The 18,437-nt window shown below is 39.9% G+C and carries 11 protein-coding genes and 2 tRNA genes; 9 read left to right on the top strand and 4 right to left on the bottom strand.

Going from position 1 to position 18,437, the window contains the following annotated elements; all coding sequences use genetic code 11:
- Positions 1 to 116: 116 nt before the first annotated feature.
- Positions 117 to 1,742: a S41 family peptidase gene (locus P2W72_RS03145; protein ID WP_276359430.1), complete on the top strand. Its 1,626-nt coding sequence runs from the start codon at positions 117 to 119 to the stop codon at positions 1,740 to 1,742.
- Here the strand turns inward: P2W72_RS03145 and P2W72_RS03140 are convergent.
- The 3 genes from P2W72_RS03140 to era form a co-directional block, all read right to left on the bottom strand.
- Positions 1,739 to 1,936 (bottom strand): hypothetical protein, encoded by a 198-nt coding sequence (locus P2W72_RS03140; protein ID WP_276359429.1) that lies wholly within the window; start codon positions 1,934 to 1,936, stop codon positions 1,739 to 1,741. The genes P2W72_RS03145 and P2W72_RS03140 overlap by 4 nt on opposite strands.
- A gap of 11 nt (positions 1,937 to 1,947) precedes the next feature.
- Complete coding sequence (gene der / locus P2W72_RS03135; RefSeq protein ID WP_276359428.1) at positions 1,948 to 3,249, bottom strand: ribosome biogenesis GTPase Der; 1,302 nt, start codon at positions 3,247 to 3,249, stop codon at positions 1,948 to 1,950.
- A gap of 161 nt (positions 3,250 to 3,410) precedes the next feature.
- Positions 3,411 to 4,289, bottom strand: a complete 879-nt coding sequence (gene era, locus P2W72_RS03130; RefSeq protein ID WP_276359427.1) for a GTPase Era — start codon at positions 4,287 to 4,289, stop codon at positions 3,411 to 3,413.
- 107 nt (positions 4,290 to 4,396) lie between these two features.
- Between era and P2W72_RS03125 the strand changes: the two genes are divergently transcribed.
- From P2W72_RS03125 to P2W72_RS03100, 6 genes are all read left to right on the top strand, one after another.
- Positions 4,397 to 4,469: transfer RNA gene (locus tag P2W72_RS03125), tRNA-Met, on the top strand.
- 111 nt (positions 4,470 to 4,580) lie between these two features.
- Positions 4,581 to 4,652: transfer RNA gene (locus P2W72_RS03120), tRNA-Glu, on the top strand.
- Positions 4,653 to 5,028: 376 nt separating this feature from the next.
- The gene (locus P2W72_RS03115; protein ID WP_276359426.1) at positions 5,029 to 5,622 is read left to right on the top strand and encodes an RNA polymerase sigma-70 factor; all 594 of its coding nucleotides are present in this window, start codon (positions 5,029 to 5,031) and stop codon (positions 5,620 to 5,622) included.
- A 235-nt stretch (positions 5,623 to 5,857) separates the two neighbouring features.
- Positions 5,858 to 7,090 (top strand): FecR domain-containing protein, encoded by a 1,233-nt coding sequence (locus tag P2W72_RS03110; RefSeq protein ID WP_276359425.1) that lies wholly within the window; start codon positions 5,858 to 5,860, stop codon positions 7,088 to 7,090.
- A gap of 271 nt (positions 7,091 to 7,361) precedes the next feature.
- Positions 7,362 to 10,673 carry a TonB-dependent receptor gene (locus tag P2W72_RS03105; protein WP_276359424.1) on the top strand — a complete coding sequence of 1,104 codons (3,312 nt, stop codon included), beginning with the start codon at positions 7,362 to 7,364 and terminating at the stop codon, positions 10,671 to 10,673.
- A 54-nt stretch (positions 10,674 to 10,727) separates the two neighbouring features.
- On the top strand, positions 10,728 to 12,440 hold the full coding sequence (locus P2W72_RS03100; protein WP_276359423.1) for a RagB/SusD family nutrient uptake outer membrane protein: 1,713 nt from the start codon (positions 10,728 to 10,730) through the stop codon (positions 12,438 to 12,440).
- 421 nt (positions 12,441 to 12,861) lie between these two features.
- On the opposite strand, the gene P2W72_RS03095 is transcribed toward P2W72_RS03100, so the two are convergent.
- A complete protein-coding gene (locus tag P2W72_RS03095; protein WP_276359422.1) occupies positions 12,862 to 14,373 on the bottom strand; it encodes a hypothetical protein in 1,512 nt (503 codons plus the stop codon).
- Between the two features lie 368 nt (positions 14,374 to 14,741).
- Here P2W72_RS03095 and P2W72_RS03090 point away from each other — a divergent pair, with 368 nt between their 5' ends.
- Together P2W72_RS03090 and P2W72_RS03085 are read left to right on the top strand one after the other, a co-directional pair.
- Positions 14,742 to 15,287 (top strand): glycosyl hydrolase family 28-related protein, encoded by a 546-nt coding sequence (locus P2W72_RS03090; protein ID WP_276359421.1) that lies wholly within the window; start codon positions 14,742 to 14,744, stop codon positions 15,285 to 15,287.
- Between the two features lie 63 nt (positions 15,288 to 15,350).
- Complete coding sequence (locus tag P2W72_RS03085) at positions 15,351 to 18,422, top strand: c-type cytochrome (protein ID WP_276359420.1); 3,072 nt, start codon at positions 15,351 to 15,353, stop codon at positions 18,420 to 18,422.
- Positions 18,423 to 18,437 lie beyond the last annotated feature (15 nt).

The raw sequence follows: 18,437 nt of genomic DNA, 5'->3' as shown, positions 1-18,437 counted from the left end.
TTACAACATGATATTTGAAAAATCAAATTATTTAGAATGATTATTGATAATATTTTTGATGATCAATTACTGTGCAGAAGCCATTTTAAATTGAATAAATTTGATCTCTGAATAATATGAGAGCCAAAACCAGGAGAAATATTTTGATTGCCGCCGGATACTCGGCAGTGCTGGCCGCAGGATTAATGCTGGGGCCTAAACTTGTTCGTGAAAACCAGAATTCAAAAAATGGCTCATTTATTTCTTTTGGTAATTCCGGGCGTTCGGCTAAAGTAGAACAGATTATTCAGATCATTAATGAAAATTATGTTGATTCTGTAAAACTTGATACCGTTCAGGATCTTGCTATACAGGAGATATTAAAACATCTGGATCCACATTCGGCTTATTTAGCACCTGAGGATGCTCAGTTGCTCGCAGAGGATCTTGAAGGGAATTTCAACGGTATTGGTATTGAGTACTATATGCTGAATGATACTCTCCTGATTACTTCTGTTAATCCCGGCGGACCGGCATTCAGGGCCGGCATTCAGCATGGCGACAGGATACTGGCAATTAATAAAAAGTCAATTGCCGGCATTCAGATTAATACCAGGAAAGTGATTGAACAGATCAGGGGCAGGCGTGGTTCTTCTGTTGAGCTGCTGGTAAAGCGCGACAGTATTCAAAAAAGATATCTGGTAAAGCGCGACAGGATTCAGGTGAGCAGTATAGATGCGGCTTATTTAATCGCCGATCAGCATGGCTATATCAAGATCAGCAAGTTTGGTTCCCAGACGGATGAAGATTTTCATAGCAGCTTGCTGAAGCTGAAAAAACAGGGTATGAAAAATCTTATTCTTGATCTTCGGGATAACGGAGGTGGTTATATGAGTTCTGCAACTGCGCTGGCGGATGAATTTCTGAAGGATAAGGAACTGATTGTTTATACTGAAGGACTTCATGAAACCCGGACAGATTATTATGCCGGTCCGGCAGGTGAGTTTGAGCAGGGTAAGCTGGTGGTGCTGATTGATGAAAATACGGCTTCGGCCAGCGAGATTGTTGCGGGAGCTGTGCAGGATCTGGAGCGGGGTACGATCATTGGAAGACGGTCTTTTGGCAAGGGTCTGGTGCAGGAGCAGTTTGATTTTGGGGATGGATCAGCCCTGAATTTAACAATTGCCAGGTATTATACAGCCTCAGGCAGGTCAATTCAGAAGTCTTATAAAAAAGGTAATGATGTTTATTTCAATGAGGTAAGCGAGCGGTATAAAAATGGTGAACTGAGCTCTGAAGCCAGAGAAATCAGTGATTCGGTATTTATTAAGAGTAAGACTTATACCACCCGTTCGGGAAAAGTGCTGTATGGGGGAGGAGGAATTATGCCTGATATTTACATTCCCGTTGACACCAGCGCACATACAGAATTGTTTTTCAGCTTATCAGGCAAGGGGGTATTGAATGATATGCTCTATAATTATCTTGTAAAATCTGATCGTAAATACAATAATGCAGAAGAGCTGATTAAAGGGTTTAGTCTGAATGTTAAGGATATAAACATGCTGCGGAAGTTCGCAACCTCAAAAAAGATCGGTTTGAAAGATAATCAGCTTGAGTTCAGTCTGCCGCTGATCAGAATCCAGCTGAGGGCTTTAATGGCAAGGTACTATTTTGGCGATGAGGGCTTTTATAAAGCCCTGAATGCAGGAGACCGGGCTATAGGCCGGTCGCTGGAGGTATTCAGGGCTTCAGCAAATTAATGTGTTTTATGGCTGGAGTCTGCAGAAGCTGAATCTGTTTTCAGAGTATCGGCTTCCAAAGCAGCATTCAGCATGGAATCAGCTGCAGCAGATTCAGCAATTGAATCCAGTTTTACCTGTTCTGCAGGTTCGGTATTGTTGCAGGCATTCAGGGTAAATACTGCTGCAATCAATATAAAGATTGATCTTCTCATAGTTTAATAAACTATTTCTGTCTGAAATATATTTGAATCGGCACACCGGTAAAATCAAAGTTTTCGCGCAATTTATTCTCGAGGAAGCGTTTGTATGGCTCTTTAATGTACTGAGGCAGGTTACAGAAGAAAGCAAACATTGGCGATGATCCGTTGATTTGAGTAATGTATTTGATCTTTACATACTTTCCTTTTACTGCTGGAGGGGGGAAGTTTTCAATGATCGGAAGCATTACGTCATTCAGTTTGGAAGTAGGGACTTTCTTCAGCTTGTTCTCGTAAACATGAGATGCTGCTTCAAGAGATTTATAGATACGCTGCTTTTCAACAACGGAAGTAAATACGATTGGTACATCGGTAAATGGAGCGATCTTATCGTAGATCTGTTCTTCAAATATTCCGGTGGTTTTAGTGTTTTTCTCGATCAGATCCCATTTGTTCACCAGAATCACTATCCCTTTTTTATTTTTTTCAGCAAGGTGGAAGATATTGATATCCTGAGATTCAATTCCTTCCACAGCATCGATCATCAGAATCACCACATCAGCTTCTTCCAGAGCTTTAATTGTACGCATCACCGAGTAAAACTCAATATTTTCCTTAACCTTGGTCTTTTTACGGAGTCCGGCGGTATCGATCAGCATGAATTCGTGGCCAAACTGATTATAATGAATATGTATTGAGTCGCGGGTAGTGCCCGCAATTGGAGTTACGATATTTCGCTCGCGGCCAATCAGGGCGTTGATCAGGGATGATTTACCTACGTTCGGTCTTCCGATGATTGCGTATTTGGGAAGTTGGTCTTCGTTCTCGTCTTCATCTTCAAAATGTTTGATTACTTCATCCAGAAGTTCGCCGGTACCTGAACCCGACATGGAAGAAATAGGATAGATCTCACCCAATCCGAAGCTGTAGAATATACTCGCATCGTTCAGTCGCTGGTTATTATCCACCTTGTTTACCACTACAAATACCGGTTTCTTACTGCGACGCAGAAGTTTGGCAATATCATCGTCAAGATCAGTTACTCCGGTAACCACATCCACCATGAAAAGTATCACTGTAGCTTCCTCAATAGCAATAACTACCTGTTCGCGTATAGCAGCCTCAAACACGTCGTCAGAGTGCGCCACATAACCGCCGGTATCAATTACTGTAAAATGTTTGTCAGTCCACTCAGCGATCCCGTAATGCCTGTCGCGGGTTACTCCACTGAAGTCGTCAACGATTGCTTTACGGGTTTCGGTTAATCTGTTATATAATGTCGACTTTCCTACGTTCGGGCGGCCTACTATTGCGACTATATTACTCATGCTTGTTAGTATTTAGTAGTTAGTAATTAGTATTTAGTACTGCTTACTAATTACTTGGATTTATAATTTTGGGCACTGATTTATAGAATCGGTGCCAATGGGTGTACTTAAGTTACTATTTCTTGTCTCAATACTCAATACTATGTACTCAATACTCAGTATTAATCTTCGTATCCAAAATTCTTCAGGTAATTCTTACGGTTTCTCCAATCGGGGATTACTTTAACGAACATTTCCAGAAATACTTTTTTCTGAAGGAATTCTTCCATGTCTTTACGGGCATAGGTTCCTACTTTTTTTAACATTTCACCAGCCTTGCCGATGATGATATTTTTCTGAGAATCGCGTTCAACGATAATCTCAGAGCTTATCCGGATAATTTTAGGTTCCTCTTTGAAAGCAGTAATAATTACTTCTGTACTATAGGGAATTTCCTTATCATACAGTTTAAATACTTTTTCCCTGATTATTTCTGATACAAAGAAACGCTCATTTTTATCAGTAAGCGCATCTTTTTCATAATAAGCAGGATGTTCAGGCAGATTGTCTAAAATAAACTGCATTACAGCAGGGACATTATGATCATGAAGTGCTGAAACGGCAAAGATTGCTTTCGGGTTTAATTTATCCTGCCAGTAAACGATCTTCTCTTTTACAAGTTCTTCGTTCGATTTATCAATTTTATTGATGATTACTGCTATCGGCGAATTGGTCTTACTTAATTTTTCGATAACATCAGATTCATCATATTTTTCATTAATATCTGTCACAAATAAGACGATATCTGCATCCACCAACGAGCCGTTTACAAAACTCATCATGGATTCCTGCATTCCGTATACCGGTTTGATAACTCCGGGAGTGTCTGAAAAGACAATCTGATAATCAGGTTCGTTCACAATCCCAAGAATCCGGTGGCGCGTAGTTTGTGCCTTTGGAGTAACTATGGATAGTTTTTCGCCAACTAATGCATTCATTAATGTTGATTTTCCAACATTCGGTTTACCTACCAGGCTAACAAATCCGGCTTTATGAGACATGAAAAAAATATTTTAAAATATATTTGCACCACAAAGAAACGAAATATATCTTTGCAGACCAATTTAAAACAACAGAGATCGTTCTTTAAGACTTTAAATTGTCACAGTGCGGGATGGAGCAGTTGGTAGCTCGTCGGGCTCATAACCCGAAGGTCGTCAGTTCGAGTCTGGCTCCCGCTACCGAGGTAGTATCAAGCTAAAGCAAAAAGCGTAAAGCTGAAAGCCGAAGCACGCAAGAAGCATCTTACGGGAAGCTTTTACCTTTTGCCTGATAAGCTTTTAGCTTAAGAAGGCCCGTTCGTCTAGGGGTGAGGACGCCAGATTTTCATTCTGGAAACAGGGGTTCGATTCCCCTACGGGCTACGATTCTTTACCGAAATCCACGAAATTCTCCGGAAATTCGTGGATTTCTTTTTTTTCTCCATACAAGATTCCATACATCTCCATTCAGACAAACCTTTATGTGTATGATCCTGCCGTCTGAGAAATATCTATGTTGGGTCCCCTTATGTCTTATATGATCCGGAGAGACCGGGGTTTAAGTTTTATTTTTCTGAAGGAATAGGGAATAATCGCGTGTTAACCAGGTAGTTAACATGGTGGATTCAAAAGGCTTTCAAACCTCTTTTCAGGGCTTGCTTTCTATTTATATGGACTACGTGTTTGTTAACAATATGTTGTTTATTTTTTTATATATATAAAAAAAATATCTTTACAAGCAGACTATCTAAAATCGACTATGAGTTTTCCTGAACAGTGTAATAGAATATCGGAAGATTTCGAATCGTTACCTCTGAACAAGGGTTGTGAACAATTATTTAAAGCCTATTATTCAAGACTTTGCTACTTTTCCTTTCAATTGATAAGAGATAAAGTAATTGCTGAGGATATTGTTCAGGAGGCCTTTTTTAAATATTGGAACCATAGGGATGAACTGACTTTGCATAATGCTGATGCAGTTAAAAATTTTCTTTACAGTACAGTCCGCAATGCAAGTCTGAATATGATCAGGCACGAAAAAGTAGTGGCCGGCTATTTGGAACTTCAGGATCCGGAACCAATAGAAGATTTTAATATTATTCACTCCATAATCCGCTCTGAAGTTTTAGCTGAATTACATATGGCACTTGAAACACTGCCGGAAAGGTGCCAGCGAATTTCTAAAATGGGTTATTTAGCAGGAATGAAAAACAGTGAAATAGCCGAAAAGTTGGGTGTATCTGTCAATACCGTTAAAACACAAAAAAAACGCGGATTACAATTGTTACGGCTTGTACTAAAACCAGAAGTGTATACCCTTTTCCTGTTCTTATTGAAGCAGCAGAAATTATAAATAGCAGATACTCCATTTAGCTCTCCGGAATACATTATTCTAATCTTTTTTGATTTCCAGATACCTTCCCTTCGTGTATGTACATTTAATGGCGTCTTATTTATGAAGTATAAACTCTGTTCTCCGGAAGATTTTCAGACAAACTGACCCTTTCAGCTACTTGAATTAAAAATAATTTAAATAAAACTTTACTTCGGCTTCACCCATTTAGTCTGGTCAGGTGTCTTTACTAAACATGGCCGGGAACAATCAATATCAAGGGGTTTTTGAAAATGCAGAACTGATAATCAAGCATCTCAAGGGGGAGCTTAATCAGCAGGAGCAGGAATTGCTGACTAAATGGTTGTCTGAGGATGAAAGAAATATCAGTTTTCTGGAAAGTTTAAGAGATGATGGATCTTTTAGAAACGATTCTCAGTTTTTTTCATCGCTTGATGTAAATTCTGCCTGGCAAAAAGTATCAAAACAGACTCATCAAAAGCAAGACACTAAATTTTGGGAGAAGGCTATTAAATGGAAGCAGGTAGCCATTGTCATATTTTTCTTAACTGCGGGCTTATTATTTTATACAGAGTTCAATAAAGAAAAAGAACCTGCGGTTGCTCTGAAGGTCAACCCTTACAGTAAAGATGATGTTTTACCCGGCGGGGATAAAGCCATGCTTGAATTGGCGGATGGCTCTGTAGTGATTTTGGAAAAGGCAAATAATGGGAGTTTGAAGGAACAGGGCGGGGTAAAGATCGTTAAACAAGACGGTAGATTAGTTTACAATGCTGCTCAGGGAAATCCCACTGATAAAATCTCATACAATAAAATTTCCACACCCAAGGGTGGTCAATATCATGTTATTCTTCCGGATGGAAGTAGAGTATGGCTAAATGCTGAATCTACCCTTCGCTTTCCTACTATGTTCACTGGTAATGAACGTCAGGTTGAATTAACCGGTGAGGCCTACTTTGAAGTTGCAAAGTTGGAAGCTCCTTATTCTTCGGTAGAAACGGGAAAAATGATGCCATTTAAAGTGCAAACTAATGGTGTAAACATAGAAGTGCTTGGTACTCACTTTAATGTGATGGCTTATTCCAATGAAAAATCGGTAAACACCACCCTTTTGGAAGGCTCAGTTCGGGTTTCACATCTTACCAGCAACAATTCGCAACTCTTAAAACCTGGTCAGCAAGCGAAAGTTAACGGAGGTATTAAAATAGTAAATGTGGATACTGAAGAAGTTGTTGCCTGGAAAAATGGTTTTTTCCACTTCAATGGTGCAGGTATACAAACTGTAATGGGACAAATTGAGCGTTGGTATGACGTAGAAGTTGATTATGAAGGTGAAATTACTTCAAAACATTTTACCGGAATTATTTCCAGAAGCATCAATGCGTCAAAAGTGCTCGATATGTTAGAGTTAACCGGAGGTGTGAAATTTGAAATAAAGGGTAAAAAGATCAGTGTTAAAAGCAGGTAATAATAGCTCTGAGGCACTCTGGAAATATTTATCAATAATAATGTAAAACTGATATCAAAATATAATTTGTTGATATGCCTTAATAAAAAACCGAAAACGGTGGAGCGTTTTCGGTCATAATAATAAGGCGTAATATAAAGCTGCAACCTAATAATTGAACCTAATAATTAAACCTTAATGCTGTAAAAGTATGAATCTAATTTTTCCTAACAAAGTAATGCCTGGCCTGATAAATAGCCTTAGGTGTTTCAACTCTTTTTCTACTAAAATTATGAAATTAACTATACTTCTGTTAACGTTCGGCTGCTTGCAGGTCAGTGCTGCAGCTTTTTCACAACGGGTTACGCTATCTTACCGTAATGTTCCGTTGGAAAAAATCTTTAAAGAAGTCAGAAAGCAAACCGGATACCTCTTTTTGTATAATAATGAATTGTTGCAGGACGCCGGAAAAGTGAGTATTCAGGTTACTGACGTTCCTTTAGAAAAAGCACTAAAAATATGTTTTGAAGGCCAGGCGGTAACCTACACGTTGCTAGAAAAAACTATTATAGTAAAACCAGCTGAAAAAATAGAAATCAAAGCTGTTAAGCTTGCAGATGGTAAAATTAAAGGGAAAGTGGTTGATAACAAAGGGGTAACATTGCCCGGTGTGACCATTAAACTTGAGGGAGCCGCAACGCAAACCCAAGCTTCAGATCCTAATGGTAACTATAGCTTTTCCAATTTACCATCCGGCACTTATACTATAAGTTATACTTATTTAGGATTTGCCAGGGCTACCAAACAATTAACATTAACTGATGGGCAGGAAGCCGTTATAGATATTGTTCTGATTGAAGACACCAGTAACTTAGATGAGGTTGTAGTAATAGGTTATGGAACTCAGAAAAAGAGTGATGTAACAGGATCGGCCGTAAGGGTATCGATGGAAGATAAGGAACTTCAGTCAAATACGAATCTTTTGCAGGCATTGTCAGGAGCTTCAGCCGGAATAAATGTTCAGGGAGCTGGTTTAGCAGGTGGCGAACCAAGCATTTCTGTAAGGGGACAAACCTCACTTTCTGCAAACGACAAGCCTTTGGTTGTGCTTGATGGTATTATTTACAATGGCTCAATTTCTGATCTTAATATCAGTGACGTTGAGTCGATAGATATTCTGAAAGATGCCAGTTCTGCTGCAGTTTACGGATCAAGATCTGCTAATGGTGTAATGCTTATTACTACTAAAAAAGGTAAATCAGATAAACCTGTTGTTGCATTTAACATGTATAGTGGCTTTCAGGATATGACAAATAATCCGATGAAAGTTATGAATGCAGATCAGTATGCCATAAGATTGGTAGATTATTATTACCAGCAGGATTTGTATAACTGGTACAAGTCGAAACCAACAAGTTCAACCGGAAAACCTGTCAGACCTAATGTTAATGATCGTAATATCGTTGCCGCCAGACTGAGAACACAGGAAGAGAAGGATAATTATCTTGCCGGAAATCAAATCGACTGGGTTGACCAGGTATTACAAAGCGCTCCAATTCAAAATTATAACTTAAGTGTATCGGGAAAAACCGAAAGAAATAATTATTTCGTTTCGGGATCATATACAGGAGAAGATGGGATTCTTAAGAATGATAATTTCAAAAGACTTACGTTGCGTTCCAATATCGAAAGTAAGGTTACTGACTGGTTTACTTTAGGGCTGAATACAGCTTATTCATATCGCGACTTTTCCGGGTTGGAGGCAAGTCTTGGAGACGCCAGATCAGCTAGTCCCTTAGCTAATAATAAGATAGGCTTACCGAACTATGATATGTTCCTTACCGGAGAATTATATATGCCCTATCCTTTGAATAATTTATACGTTAAAAATAATGATATCAGAAACAATCTGTTCCTTGTAGGAAGTGCCAAGGTAACCGTACCATGGGTTAAAGGATTGGGTTACGAATTAAATTATTCGAATACTTACTCTAATCGTAATAACAATACTTTTTTCCCGGTAACAACGCCAAATGGTTCTACAAATCTGGGCCAGGCTATAAAGAACCCTTTCCAGGATAGAAGCTGGATTATTAACAACATTGTCTCTTATGCAAGAACATTTAACAATCATCAGGTAAATGCTACTTTGCTTTACAGCCGTGAAAAAAATTCTTCAGAAAGCTCTATTCTGAATTCACAGGGATTTGCTAATCCTGTTTTAGGATATAACAACATGAGCCTTGGTACCATTGCAACTGTTGGATCAAATGCATCTGAGTCTAATGGACTTTCTTATATGGCTCGTGCCAACTATTCTTATAAAAATCGCTACTTATTAACAGCAACAATCAGAAAAGATGGATTCTCTGGTTTCGGTGCAAATACGAAATTTGCAACCTTCCCTTCAGTTTCTGTAGGTTGGGTAGCTTCAGATGAGCCATTCCTTCAAAATCTGAATGGGGTGTATTTAAAGATGAGAGCATCCTATGGACAGAACGGTAACCAGGGAATTGGAAGTTATTCAAGTTTTTCAAGGATGGCTACCGATGCCTATGTTTATGGAGCTTCTTCAACCGTTTCTATTTATCCAAGTACATTAGGAAACGATGATCTGGGTTGGGAAAAGACATCATCTTTAAATTTTGGATTAGACTATGGATTTTTAAAGAGAAGGATTTCCGGATCGGTTGATATTTATCGGGCTCAAACGACAGATGTATTGGTTAGCAGAGCAATTCCTCCAACAACCGGATATCCAAGTGTCTGGACGAATATTGGAGCAATTGATAATAAAGGTATCGAATTGGGATTGACAACTATTAATCTTGAAGGTCGTTTCAATTGGAAAACCGATTTTGTTTTTTCTCTTAACAGAGATAAAATAACGAAGCTTTACGGTGGTAAAAATGATAATGATATTGGTAACTCCTGGTTTGTAGGACGTCCAATTAGTGCTATTTATGATTATCAGATGAGTGGAGGCCTATGGTCAGAACAGGAATTGTATAGTGGTAAAACTCTGAATAATTGGTATCCTGGTCAGTTTAAATATGTAGATCAGAATAATGATGGAATCATTGATCCAAATTCAGACAGAGCAATTATTGGAAGACGTACTCCTAATTACAGGCTAAGTTTAAGTAATTCTTTATCCTATAAGAACTTCACATTTTCTTTCTTCCTGAACTCAATACAGGGAGGTAATGGATTTTATATGGAGAATAATGCTTCTAATATTAATGCTGCAAGTGCACCTGCGGGCCGCGAATCGGCGGGAATTATAAGAAATAACCTTACAGCAGTACGGCCTTATTGGACACCTGACAATGGAGTGAACAATTCCAGCGGAATTTATAATGCTCCCCCTGTTTGGAGTGGAATTTATGAAAGCAGGAGTTTTGTAAGGTTACAGGACATTTCATTATCGTATAAATTAAATCCGGCCATTCTTAAAAAATTACATATAGGTAGTGGACAGGTATATGTTTCGGGTAAGAATCTTTATACCTGGACCAAATGGTCAGGCTGGGATCCTGAGACAGGTATCAGTGATTCACCGCTTATGCGAAATTTTATTGCGGGTTTCAGGATTTCTATCTAATTGGTGTGCCCGGATTGGCAGTTTAATAATTACAGATTTTAAAATTAAAAATCAATGAAAATTTATAAATATCTAATTAGCAAAAAGTTATTGCTACTTACCGGAGTTTTGGTTCTGACGTTTTCTTCTTGCCGGAAGGAAGTTCTTGATGAAACTCCTCTTGATTTTCTTGCCCCTGAGAATGCATATAGCACTGTTCCGGGGATTAAACAGGGGATTACCGGCTTATATTCAACTGTGCGACAAAACTGGTATTATGGGCCTAATGATGCTGTAACTCAAATGTATGGTATCGGAACTGATTTGTCTTATTTCGGTGAAGACCCGGCCAGTGCACGATTTTTGACTGATTACTCAACTTTTCTAACACCTTCAAATTCTTATACCAGTATTTTTTGGACATGGAACTACCAGTTAGTGCAAAGAGCCAATGTTCTAATTGAAGCTATCGAGTCATCAAATAATTCTATTTGGACTAGTGATGCTCAGAAAAATGCGTATTTAGCGGAAGCAAAGTTCTTTAGGGCATTTGCCTATCGCATTTTGGTTTCATTTTATGGAGATGTTCCTTTGGTTAAAGAGGTGATCAGATCTGCAAAAACTGATTTTGTAAGAAGCCCTAAGTCTGAGGTCTATAAATTAATGGAAGAAGATCTCACTTTTGCAACTTCAAAATTACCTGTTCCGGGTAAAGAAGAGGCACCTGGAAGGATTAATCAGGGAGCAGCCTGGCATATGCTGAGTGAATTATATCTTACCGATGGTAAATATCAGTTATCTGTTGATGCGGCTTCAAAAGTAATAGACGGGTATGGTTATGCCCTGATGACAAAACGTTTTGGAACAAGACTTGGTAAAGATATTTTGGGATCGGGAGATGCATATTTTGATCTTTTTGGGTATGGCAACCAAAACCTTTCAACAAATACCGAAGCTATCTGGGTGATCCAGGTTGAACCGCTTATCACAGGAGGATTATATGCTGAAGGTGAAAGAGCCTTTGGCCCTGCATATTACAGAATGGGTAATACTCCCGACGGTTTCCCTGCATTTCGTGGTGAGCTGGTTAATGGTAAGTATACCGGAATTTCAGACACATTGGGCAGACCAGTGTCATGGATACGTCCTACTAATTATGTTTCATATGATATATGGAGAAGCGACTGGAAAAATGATATCAGGAACGCAGAACATAATATTAAAAGAAACTTTTATTACGATAGTCCTTCATCTAAATATCATAAGAAAAAGATTGATTTCAGTCTTTATCCTGCAGGATCCAGAGATGCCTTGAGAGATACAACCCAGTATATCTATCCATATTTTATGAAGTTTGTAGATCCGTTAAATCACTTTACTGATCCTGCAAGGTCTGGTGGTGGCCAGAATCATAAAGATCTTTATGCAATACGACTTGCAGTTACATTACTTGTACGTGCTGAAGCTTATGTTCGTTTAAATAATCTGACTGCAGCAGCAGCAGATATTAATAAAATCAGAACCAGAGCTAATGCAACTCCGGTTTTACCTGCTGATGTAAATCTGGATTATATTTTGGACGAAAGGGCGAGGGAGCTTTATGGTGAAGAGTGGAGAGCTATAACCTTGCGCCGGATGGGAAAATTTGTGGAAAGGGTTAAGCGTTATAATAATAACCCTAAAGTTCCGGGTTTGAATGTTAAGGATTACAATACTTTATATCCTATTCCTCAATCTCAGATTGATTTAAATATTGGTGCTGTAATAAAGCAGAATCCTGGTTATTAATCCGGATTCTGCTTTTAAAAAGCCAATCAGTGAAACAGCTTAGTGAATAAATAACTTTCTAATTTGACAGGGTGCGCATCTAAGGCATCTATACGAAGCAGAAGTAAACAGGAAAAATATGCGATTATGACAATCGCATATTTTTTTTTAAGATGTTGTAACTATAGCATCTGGCGCTGACAATAAATGGCAATTTAAATCCTGTTTGTCAGGAAGTTCTTTGGTGTGAGCTTAGGGAACATTTTTGTAATAATCTGATTAAGAGCGATTTTTTGGTTTAAAAAGAATTTTTCTGCACTCTTTTTAAGATGAGTCAAATAATTTACTTGATCGGCTCATGACCTATAACTGGCAGTAAGAAAACCGGCCTGATTTTACCTGCGACCTTAAAAAGTTAGAAGAGAGGTGGTACCTGTTTCCCTTAACGTTCTTCCACCGGAATGTGAATAATAGCAAATGAAGTTAATCCAAAACCTCTTCCCAGTCCCTTTGGACGCGAGGCATCAGGTGGAGAACCATTCAGACCAACATATAATTTAGATCCATCATCACTTATCTTTAATCCGTAGGTGCCTCCCGGAGCATAGCTAAATGCATTTACCATTGGCTCTGATAGAAACGCAATAGCTTTTTGTTTTCCGCTGGCTATTTCATACTGAATGACCGGCGTACCTGAAAATCCTGCAGATCCATGGGCTCCGGGTAAATAATAAATATATTTTTCATCCCTCGACAAATCACATACGGTTATGTATTCTCCGTTTTTTAGAAAATTGCTGCCTAAAATCGTCAGTTCATCCTTAGCCGGCGCATATCTGAACAATTGATTACCCATAGTTGTACCATAAATATATCCGGCTTTACTTTCTCTGGTAGAAGAACGGATTCCACCAATGGAAGTGGATTTTGTTGCCTGTATTGAACGGGTTTCAGGGGAATACTTCCATAATTGTGTGGTAGGAATGTTTTTCAGACGATCCGACTGATCCGGAGGTAACATAGAAGTACTGGTGGTGTCTGCCTTTTTTGCTGCCGGATAGTAAACTCCGCCCCTTAATACCATTTGATCAGAAATTTTATTCTGTTTACCGTTAAAGTAAATGTTCCCCTGCTTATCCATCATCATATCCCGGTGATGACTTACAACACCCGGTTCACTTTGAAATATCCATTTCTTTGTTGTCATATCAAAAGCACCAATGGCAACTCCTTTAGGGTCGCCCTCAATTTCCGCATATAAAATATTTCTGAAGCTGTCGTATTTTGTAGTTGCAGTTACCCTGGCTGCAGGGAAATCTGCATAGACAATGGTCTTGCCGCTTGCAGGATTATATTGAAGTAGTTTTCCGCCTGCAATATTGGGCGTCCATTTACTTAACATTTCATCATGACCGGCTTTTGATCCGTCATCCAGGGTACCGGTGAAGTATATTTTCTTGTCACTGCCTTCAATAATATGGGCATGCACTTTTGAAAAATGTACATCATTTACTTTGGCACCATTGCTTTGATTAAGATCTGAAACCTTCTTTAATACGCGCTTAGCAGGATCCCAGCTATAAATATAACTTTCACCCCTGTCTGTTTTCCAGTGGTTCCCGATTCCGGAATACACTCTTCCATCACTGGCTAAACAGATATCTCCCCAGGATGACCAGCCGGTTCCATTAATGGCTGCGTTATTCAATTCGTTGTGGTATACCAGTTCAACTCTTGGGATATGTTTGGCAATCTCCAGTTTAATTTCAGGATTGGTATTCAAAACCTCTTGAATACTTGCCGGAACTTTTAATAAATCCGGACTTTCTAAAACAGCGACTCCGTTTTTATTTGAATTGGGTAAGGCAGGCGGCCAGGCTATTTGTGCCTGACTGTTCAGCGTCCAGCCTATTCCAAGGAACAGGATTACAAATTTTAAGTTTCTTATTTTCATTTGAATATTTTTTTAAGGTTATAAAGCTTGCATGAGGTCATATTCATTTGTTTGCACAGTAAGCTCATGCAGGTTTCATTAGATATGATTGTTTTTTGTTGGACACAGATTATGCTGATATCCTTAAGATTTATCACAGACTATTTTACCTGTAAACCTCTGTTTCCTTCTAATTTAATTATTATTATTCGAAAACTGAACCTGCAGTTTAACATCCTCAGTGCCGGTTCGAGTTGGAAGCTTGCTTGTTTTCATTCCCACTGTATCAGCATCCTGACTTTTTCGTTTAACCTTTTCCTTTAAGGTTAGAATATTCTGCTTTATTCTTTACAAAAAGTATCTTTAATTATCTGATTAAAAGAGTTTCTATGCTTTACACTAAATCCCCCATCCTTAATTTCATTGCTATTTGTTTTTTGCTGTTTCTGATTCCGGTATTTAGTCTGGCGGTGAATGTAAAGGATTTTGGTGCTAAAGGCGATGGAGTAGCGGATGATACCCGGGCAATTAATGCAGCGATCAGGGGCGCGAACGATGGCCAGGTTGAGTTTCCACGTGGTACCTACAGGATTACGAGTACCATTGAAATACAACTATCTGAAAACGGTACAACAGGTCTTGCAGGGCGTGGAGGCAGTGCCGGCATTGTTATGGCGGGCTCAGGTCCTGCTTTCCGTTTTACCGGTTCACATGATAAAGGTTCTGCTCTTCCTTCATCGGTTAACCCAATTACCTGGCAGAAAGAGCGTATGCCTCTGATCGATGCTCTGGAGATTATTGGGGCACATCCGAATGCAGACGGCATAGAACTCAGAAATACCCTGATGCCGGTTTTGCGCGCTTTACTGATCCGGAATGTAAGGAATGGAATACATCTAAGCTCAAGAAACCGGAATGTATTGATTGATGCCTGACAGTTCTTATTTAATTGATTTTCAGGCTGAAAATTTATACTTTACTCATACATTTCTACAAATATGAGTACTAAAAAGTATCTGCCTTATTATTTGTTTATCTTAATTGCAGGAGTATTTGCCTGCAATATCAACAAGGAAACCACTACGCGAACCATAGAGGATGTAGCTGCCAATGAGGACGTAGCACGTTATATGGGCGCATTCAAAGGGTTGGGAGCTTTAACAGATTCTACCCGGCCAACGCAGCCTCAGAAGGCACTGTCGCGCTTCCGCTATCCCGAAGATCTTAGTCTGGATCTGGTTTTATCTGAACCGGAAGTAGTTCAGCCGGTTGAGCTTAGTTTCGACCACCGTGGGCGTCTTTGGGTGGTACAATACCATCAATATCCGTATCCTCAGGGCTTAAAAGTAACCAGTGTCGATAATTTTCTAAGAGTACAATTTGACAAAACACCTGCAGCTCCCCCAATGGGTTTAAACGGAGCGGATAAGATCACCATTTTTGAAGATACTGACGGTAACGGCAAATTCGATAAATCTACAGATGCAATTAAAGGATTGAATATTGCAACCAGTGTAACCCTTGGAAGAGGTAAAATATGGGTGTTGAATCCCCCTTACCTTCTGGCATTTGATGATCCGGATGGCGACGGAATTCCTAAGGGCGATCCGGTGGTGCATCTCAGCGGCTTTGGTTTGGAGGATACTCATGCAGTTGCCAACAGCCTACGCTGGGGCCCCGATGGATGGCTTTATGGAGCTCAGGGGAGTACCACAACAGCCAATGTCAGTTCGGCAGTTTCCAAGAATGTTGCTTTCTCAGGGCAGGTGATCTGGAGATACAATACCGATACCAAGGTGTTTGAAGTGTTTGCAGAAGGAGGAGGCAATACTTTCAATATTGAGTTTGACAGTAAGGGCAGATTGTATTCAGGTAATAATAACGCAGATCGTGGTCCTCAGTTTAAACAGGGAGGCTATTATCCGAGAAGTCTGGGCAAACATGGTCCCTATACTAATGCCTATACTTTCGGAAATCTGGAAAATATGCAACTGGAAGGCGAAAAAGTTAGGTTTACCCATTCGTTGATCAAATATGAGGGAGGTCATTTACCCGACCGTTTTCAGGGAAAGATGATTGCACTTAATCCCCTGCTGAATTTTGTTCAGATGTCAAGGTTTGAAACTAATGGCTCGACTTTTAAAAATATTGATGAACAAAAGTTAATTGAAACTGACGACCATTGGTTTCGTCCGGTGAATATTGTAGCCGGCCCGGATGGAGCAGTTTATATCGCAGACTGGTATGACAGTCGGCTTTCTCATGTCGATCCCCGTGATACATGGCATAAAAGTTCGGGCAGGGTTTACAGGCTTCGTTCCAAAGGTGCAAGTACACGTATGCCGAAATTTGACCTGAGTAAATACTCAAATGATCAGCTAATTGACCTGCTGGGCAATAAGAATAAATGGTTCAGGCAGCAGGCGCTTCAGCAGTTTGCCAATAGAAAAGACAGGTCTGTTGTTCCGAAATTACTCGCTTTGTTACAGTCAGGAAATGCCGGGCTAAGCCTGGAGGCTCTCTGGGCGATTAATCTGAGTGAGGGATTAAGTGATGTAACTACCTCTATCGCTATGGCCCACCCTGATCCTTATGTAAGAGAATGGGCAGTGCGTTTAAAGGGTGATGCAGGATATGTTTCTCCCTTGCTTTCTGCAGAAATTTCAAAGCTGGCAGTCAGGGAGTCTGATGCCGCAGTAAGAGCGCAGCTTGCTTCATCGGCCAAAAGATTAGCTGCGGCTGATGCAATTCCAATTATCAAAAATCTGCTGAAATATCATGAGGATTCTGATGATCCGGATATTCCTCTATTGATCTGGTGGGCGATTGAATCAAAAGCAGAAACGAATCGGGCTGCTGTTCTTTCCATCTTTGAAGACCGGGAGTTATGGAATAGCAAGCTGGTAAAGGATTATATTTTGAAGCGTTTGATGCAAAGGTATATCATGGCCGGAGGTATGGAGAACTACAGGGCAGCCACAAAACTGATGGGGCTTGCTCCGGGTAGGGATGAGGCTAAAATACTGGTGAGCGGAGTACATGAAGGGCTTCGCGGCCGGGATGTGATCGGTCTCTCGCCTGAGCTGGCCAAAGCAATTCAGCCATACCAGTCAGAACTTTTCGGCGGTCCGCTGGCATTGGCTATCCGTCAGGGGAATACCGCTGCTGTTAAGGAAGCATTGGGGATCATTGCTGATGAGAATGCCGATTTGCAGCATCGTTTGTCTTATATCAGGGTCATGGGACAAACAACACAACCGGAGTCTGTTCCTGTTTTATTAAAAATCGTGGAAAGTGCTAAATCTACCGGAGCAATGAAACAGATTGCCCTGCAGGCTCTGCAGCGTTATAATGTTGATGACATAGGTTTAAGAGTTGTGCGGGCTTATCCGCAATTTCGTGCTGATGAGGGAGTCAGGAATGCCGCTCTTGATTTATTGGCTGGTAGGGCAAAATGGGCATATGAATTGCTGAATGCTATTGAAAAAACTAAAAAGATCAGCAAGGCAGACATCTCTGAGCCCCTTGCCCGCAGGCTGAAGCTTTTAAATGATCAGGGGATTGAAAAGGCTGTCGATAGTTTTTGGCCTAATGTTAAGCTGGCTACATCAACTGAAAAGGATGAAGCAATATCGAGATATGCAAAACTGATTAGTTCAGGTAAAGGTGATATAAACAACGGACGTGTTCTTTATATGAAGAATTGCGGAAGCTGTCACCGCCTTTTCAATGAAGGAGGGAATATCGGTCCTGATCTTACGGGATATGAACGAAGTAATGTCAATTATTTTTTATTGAATATCATAGATCCGAATGCTGATATCAGGGAGGGTTATGTTATTCATCGGGTTATGACTACAGATGGAAGGACCCTGGAGGGTAAAATTGCCGCCAGTAATGGTGATGTTCTGACCTTACAATCACTTTCGGGTGAAGAAACTACATTGTCGGCGGTACAGATTAAAGAGATGAAAGCATTGCAAACTTCGATTATGCCTGAGCGTATTCTGAACCCTTTGAATGATCAGGGGATCCGGGATATCTTTGCTTATATTATGAAGAAAAATTGAGTTTTTATTAAGTTT

The sequence above is a fragment of the Daejeonella sp. H1SJ63 genome (assembly GCF_029360775.1).
Lineage (GTDB): Bacteria > Bacteroidota > Bacteroidia > Sphingobacteriales > Sphingobacteriaceae > Daejeonella.
The sequence above is the reverse complement of the archived record's forward strand: the minus strand, read 5'-3'. Positions and strand labels throughout refer to the sequence as shown.

What these genes read in the sequence shown, in the direction of transcription:
- P2W72_RS03095 (WP_276359422.1), bottom strand. Translation starts at nt 14,373, where the DNA reads ATGAAAATAAGAAACTTAAAATTTGTAATCCTGTTCCTTGGAATAGGC.
- P2W72_RS03085 (WP_276359420.1), top strand. Translation starts at nt 15,351, where the DNA reads ATGAGTACTAAAAAGTATCTGCCTTATTATTTGTTTATCTTAATTGCA.
- P2W72_RS03100 (WP_276359423.1), top strand. Translation starts at nt 10,728, where the DNA reads ATGAAAATTTATAAATATCTAATTAGCAAAAAGTTATTGCTACTTACC.
- P2W72_RS03115 (WP_276359426.1), top strand. Translation starts at nt 5,029, where the DNA reads ATGAGTTTTCCTGAACAGTGTAATAGAATATCGGAAGATTTCGAATCG.
- P2W72_RS03090 (WP_276359421.1), top strand. Translation starts at nt 14,742, where the DNA reads ATGCTTTACACTAAATCCCCCATCCTTAATTTCATTGCTATTTGTTTT.
- P2W72_RS03105 (WP_276359424.1), top strand. Translation starts at nt 7,362, where the DNA reads ATGAAATTAACTATACTTCTGTTAACGTTCGGCTGCTTGCAGGTCAGT.
- era (WP_276359427.1), bottom strand. Translation starts at nt 4,289, where the DNA reads ATGTCTCATAAAGCCGGATTTGTTAGCCTGGTAGGTAAACCGAATGTT.
- P2W72_RS03145 (WP_276359430.1), top strand. Translation starts at nt 117, where the DNA reads ATGAGAGCCAAAACCAGGAGAAATATTTTGATTGCCGCCGGATACTCG.
- der (WP_276359428.1), bottom strand. Translation starts at nt 3,249, where the DNA reads ATGAGTAATATAGTCGCAATAGTAGGCCGCCCGAACGTAGGAAAGTCG.
- P2W72_RS03140 (WP_276359429.1), bottom strand. Translation starts at nt 1,936, where the DNA reads ATGAGAAGATCAATCTTTATATTGATTGCAGCAGTATTTACCCTGAAT.
- P2W72_RS03110 (WP_276359425.1), top strand. Translation starts at nt 5,858, where the DNA reads ATGGCCGGGAACAATCAATATCAAGGGGTTTTTGAAAATGCAGAACTG.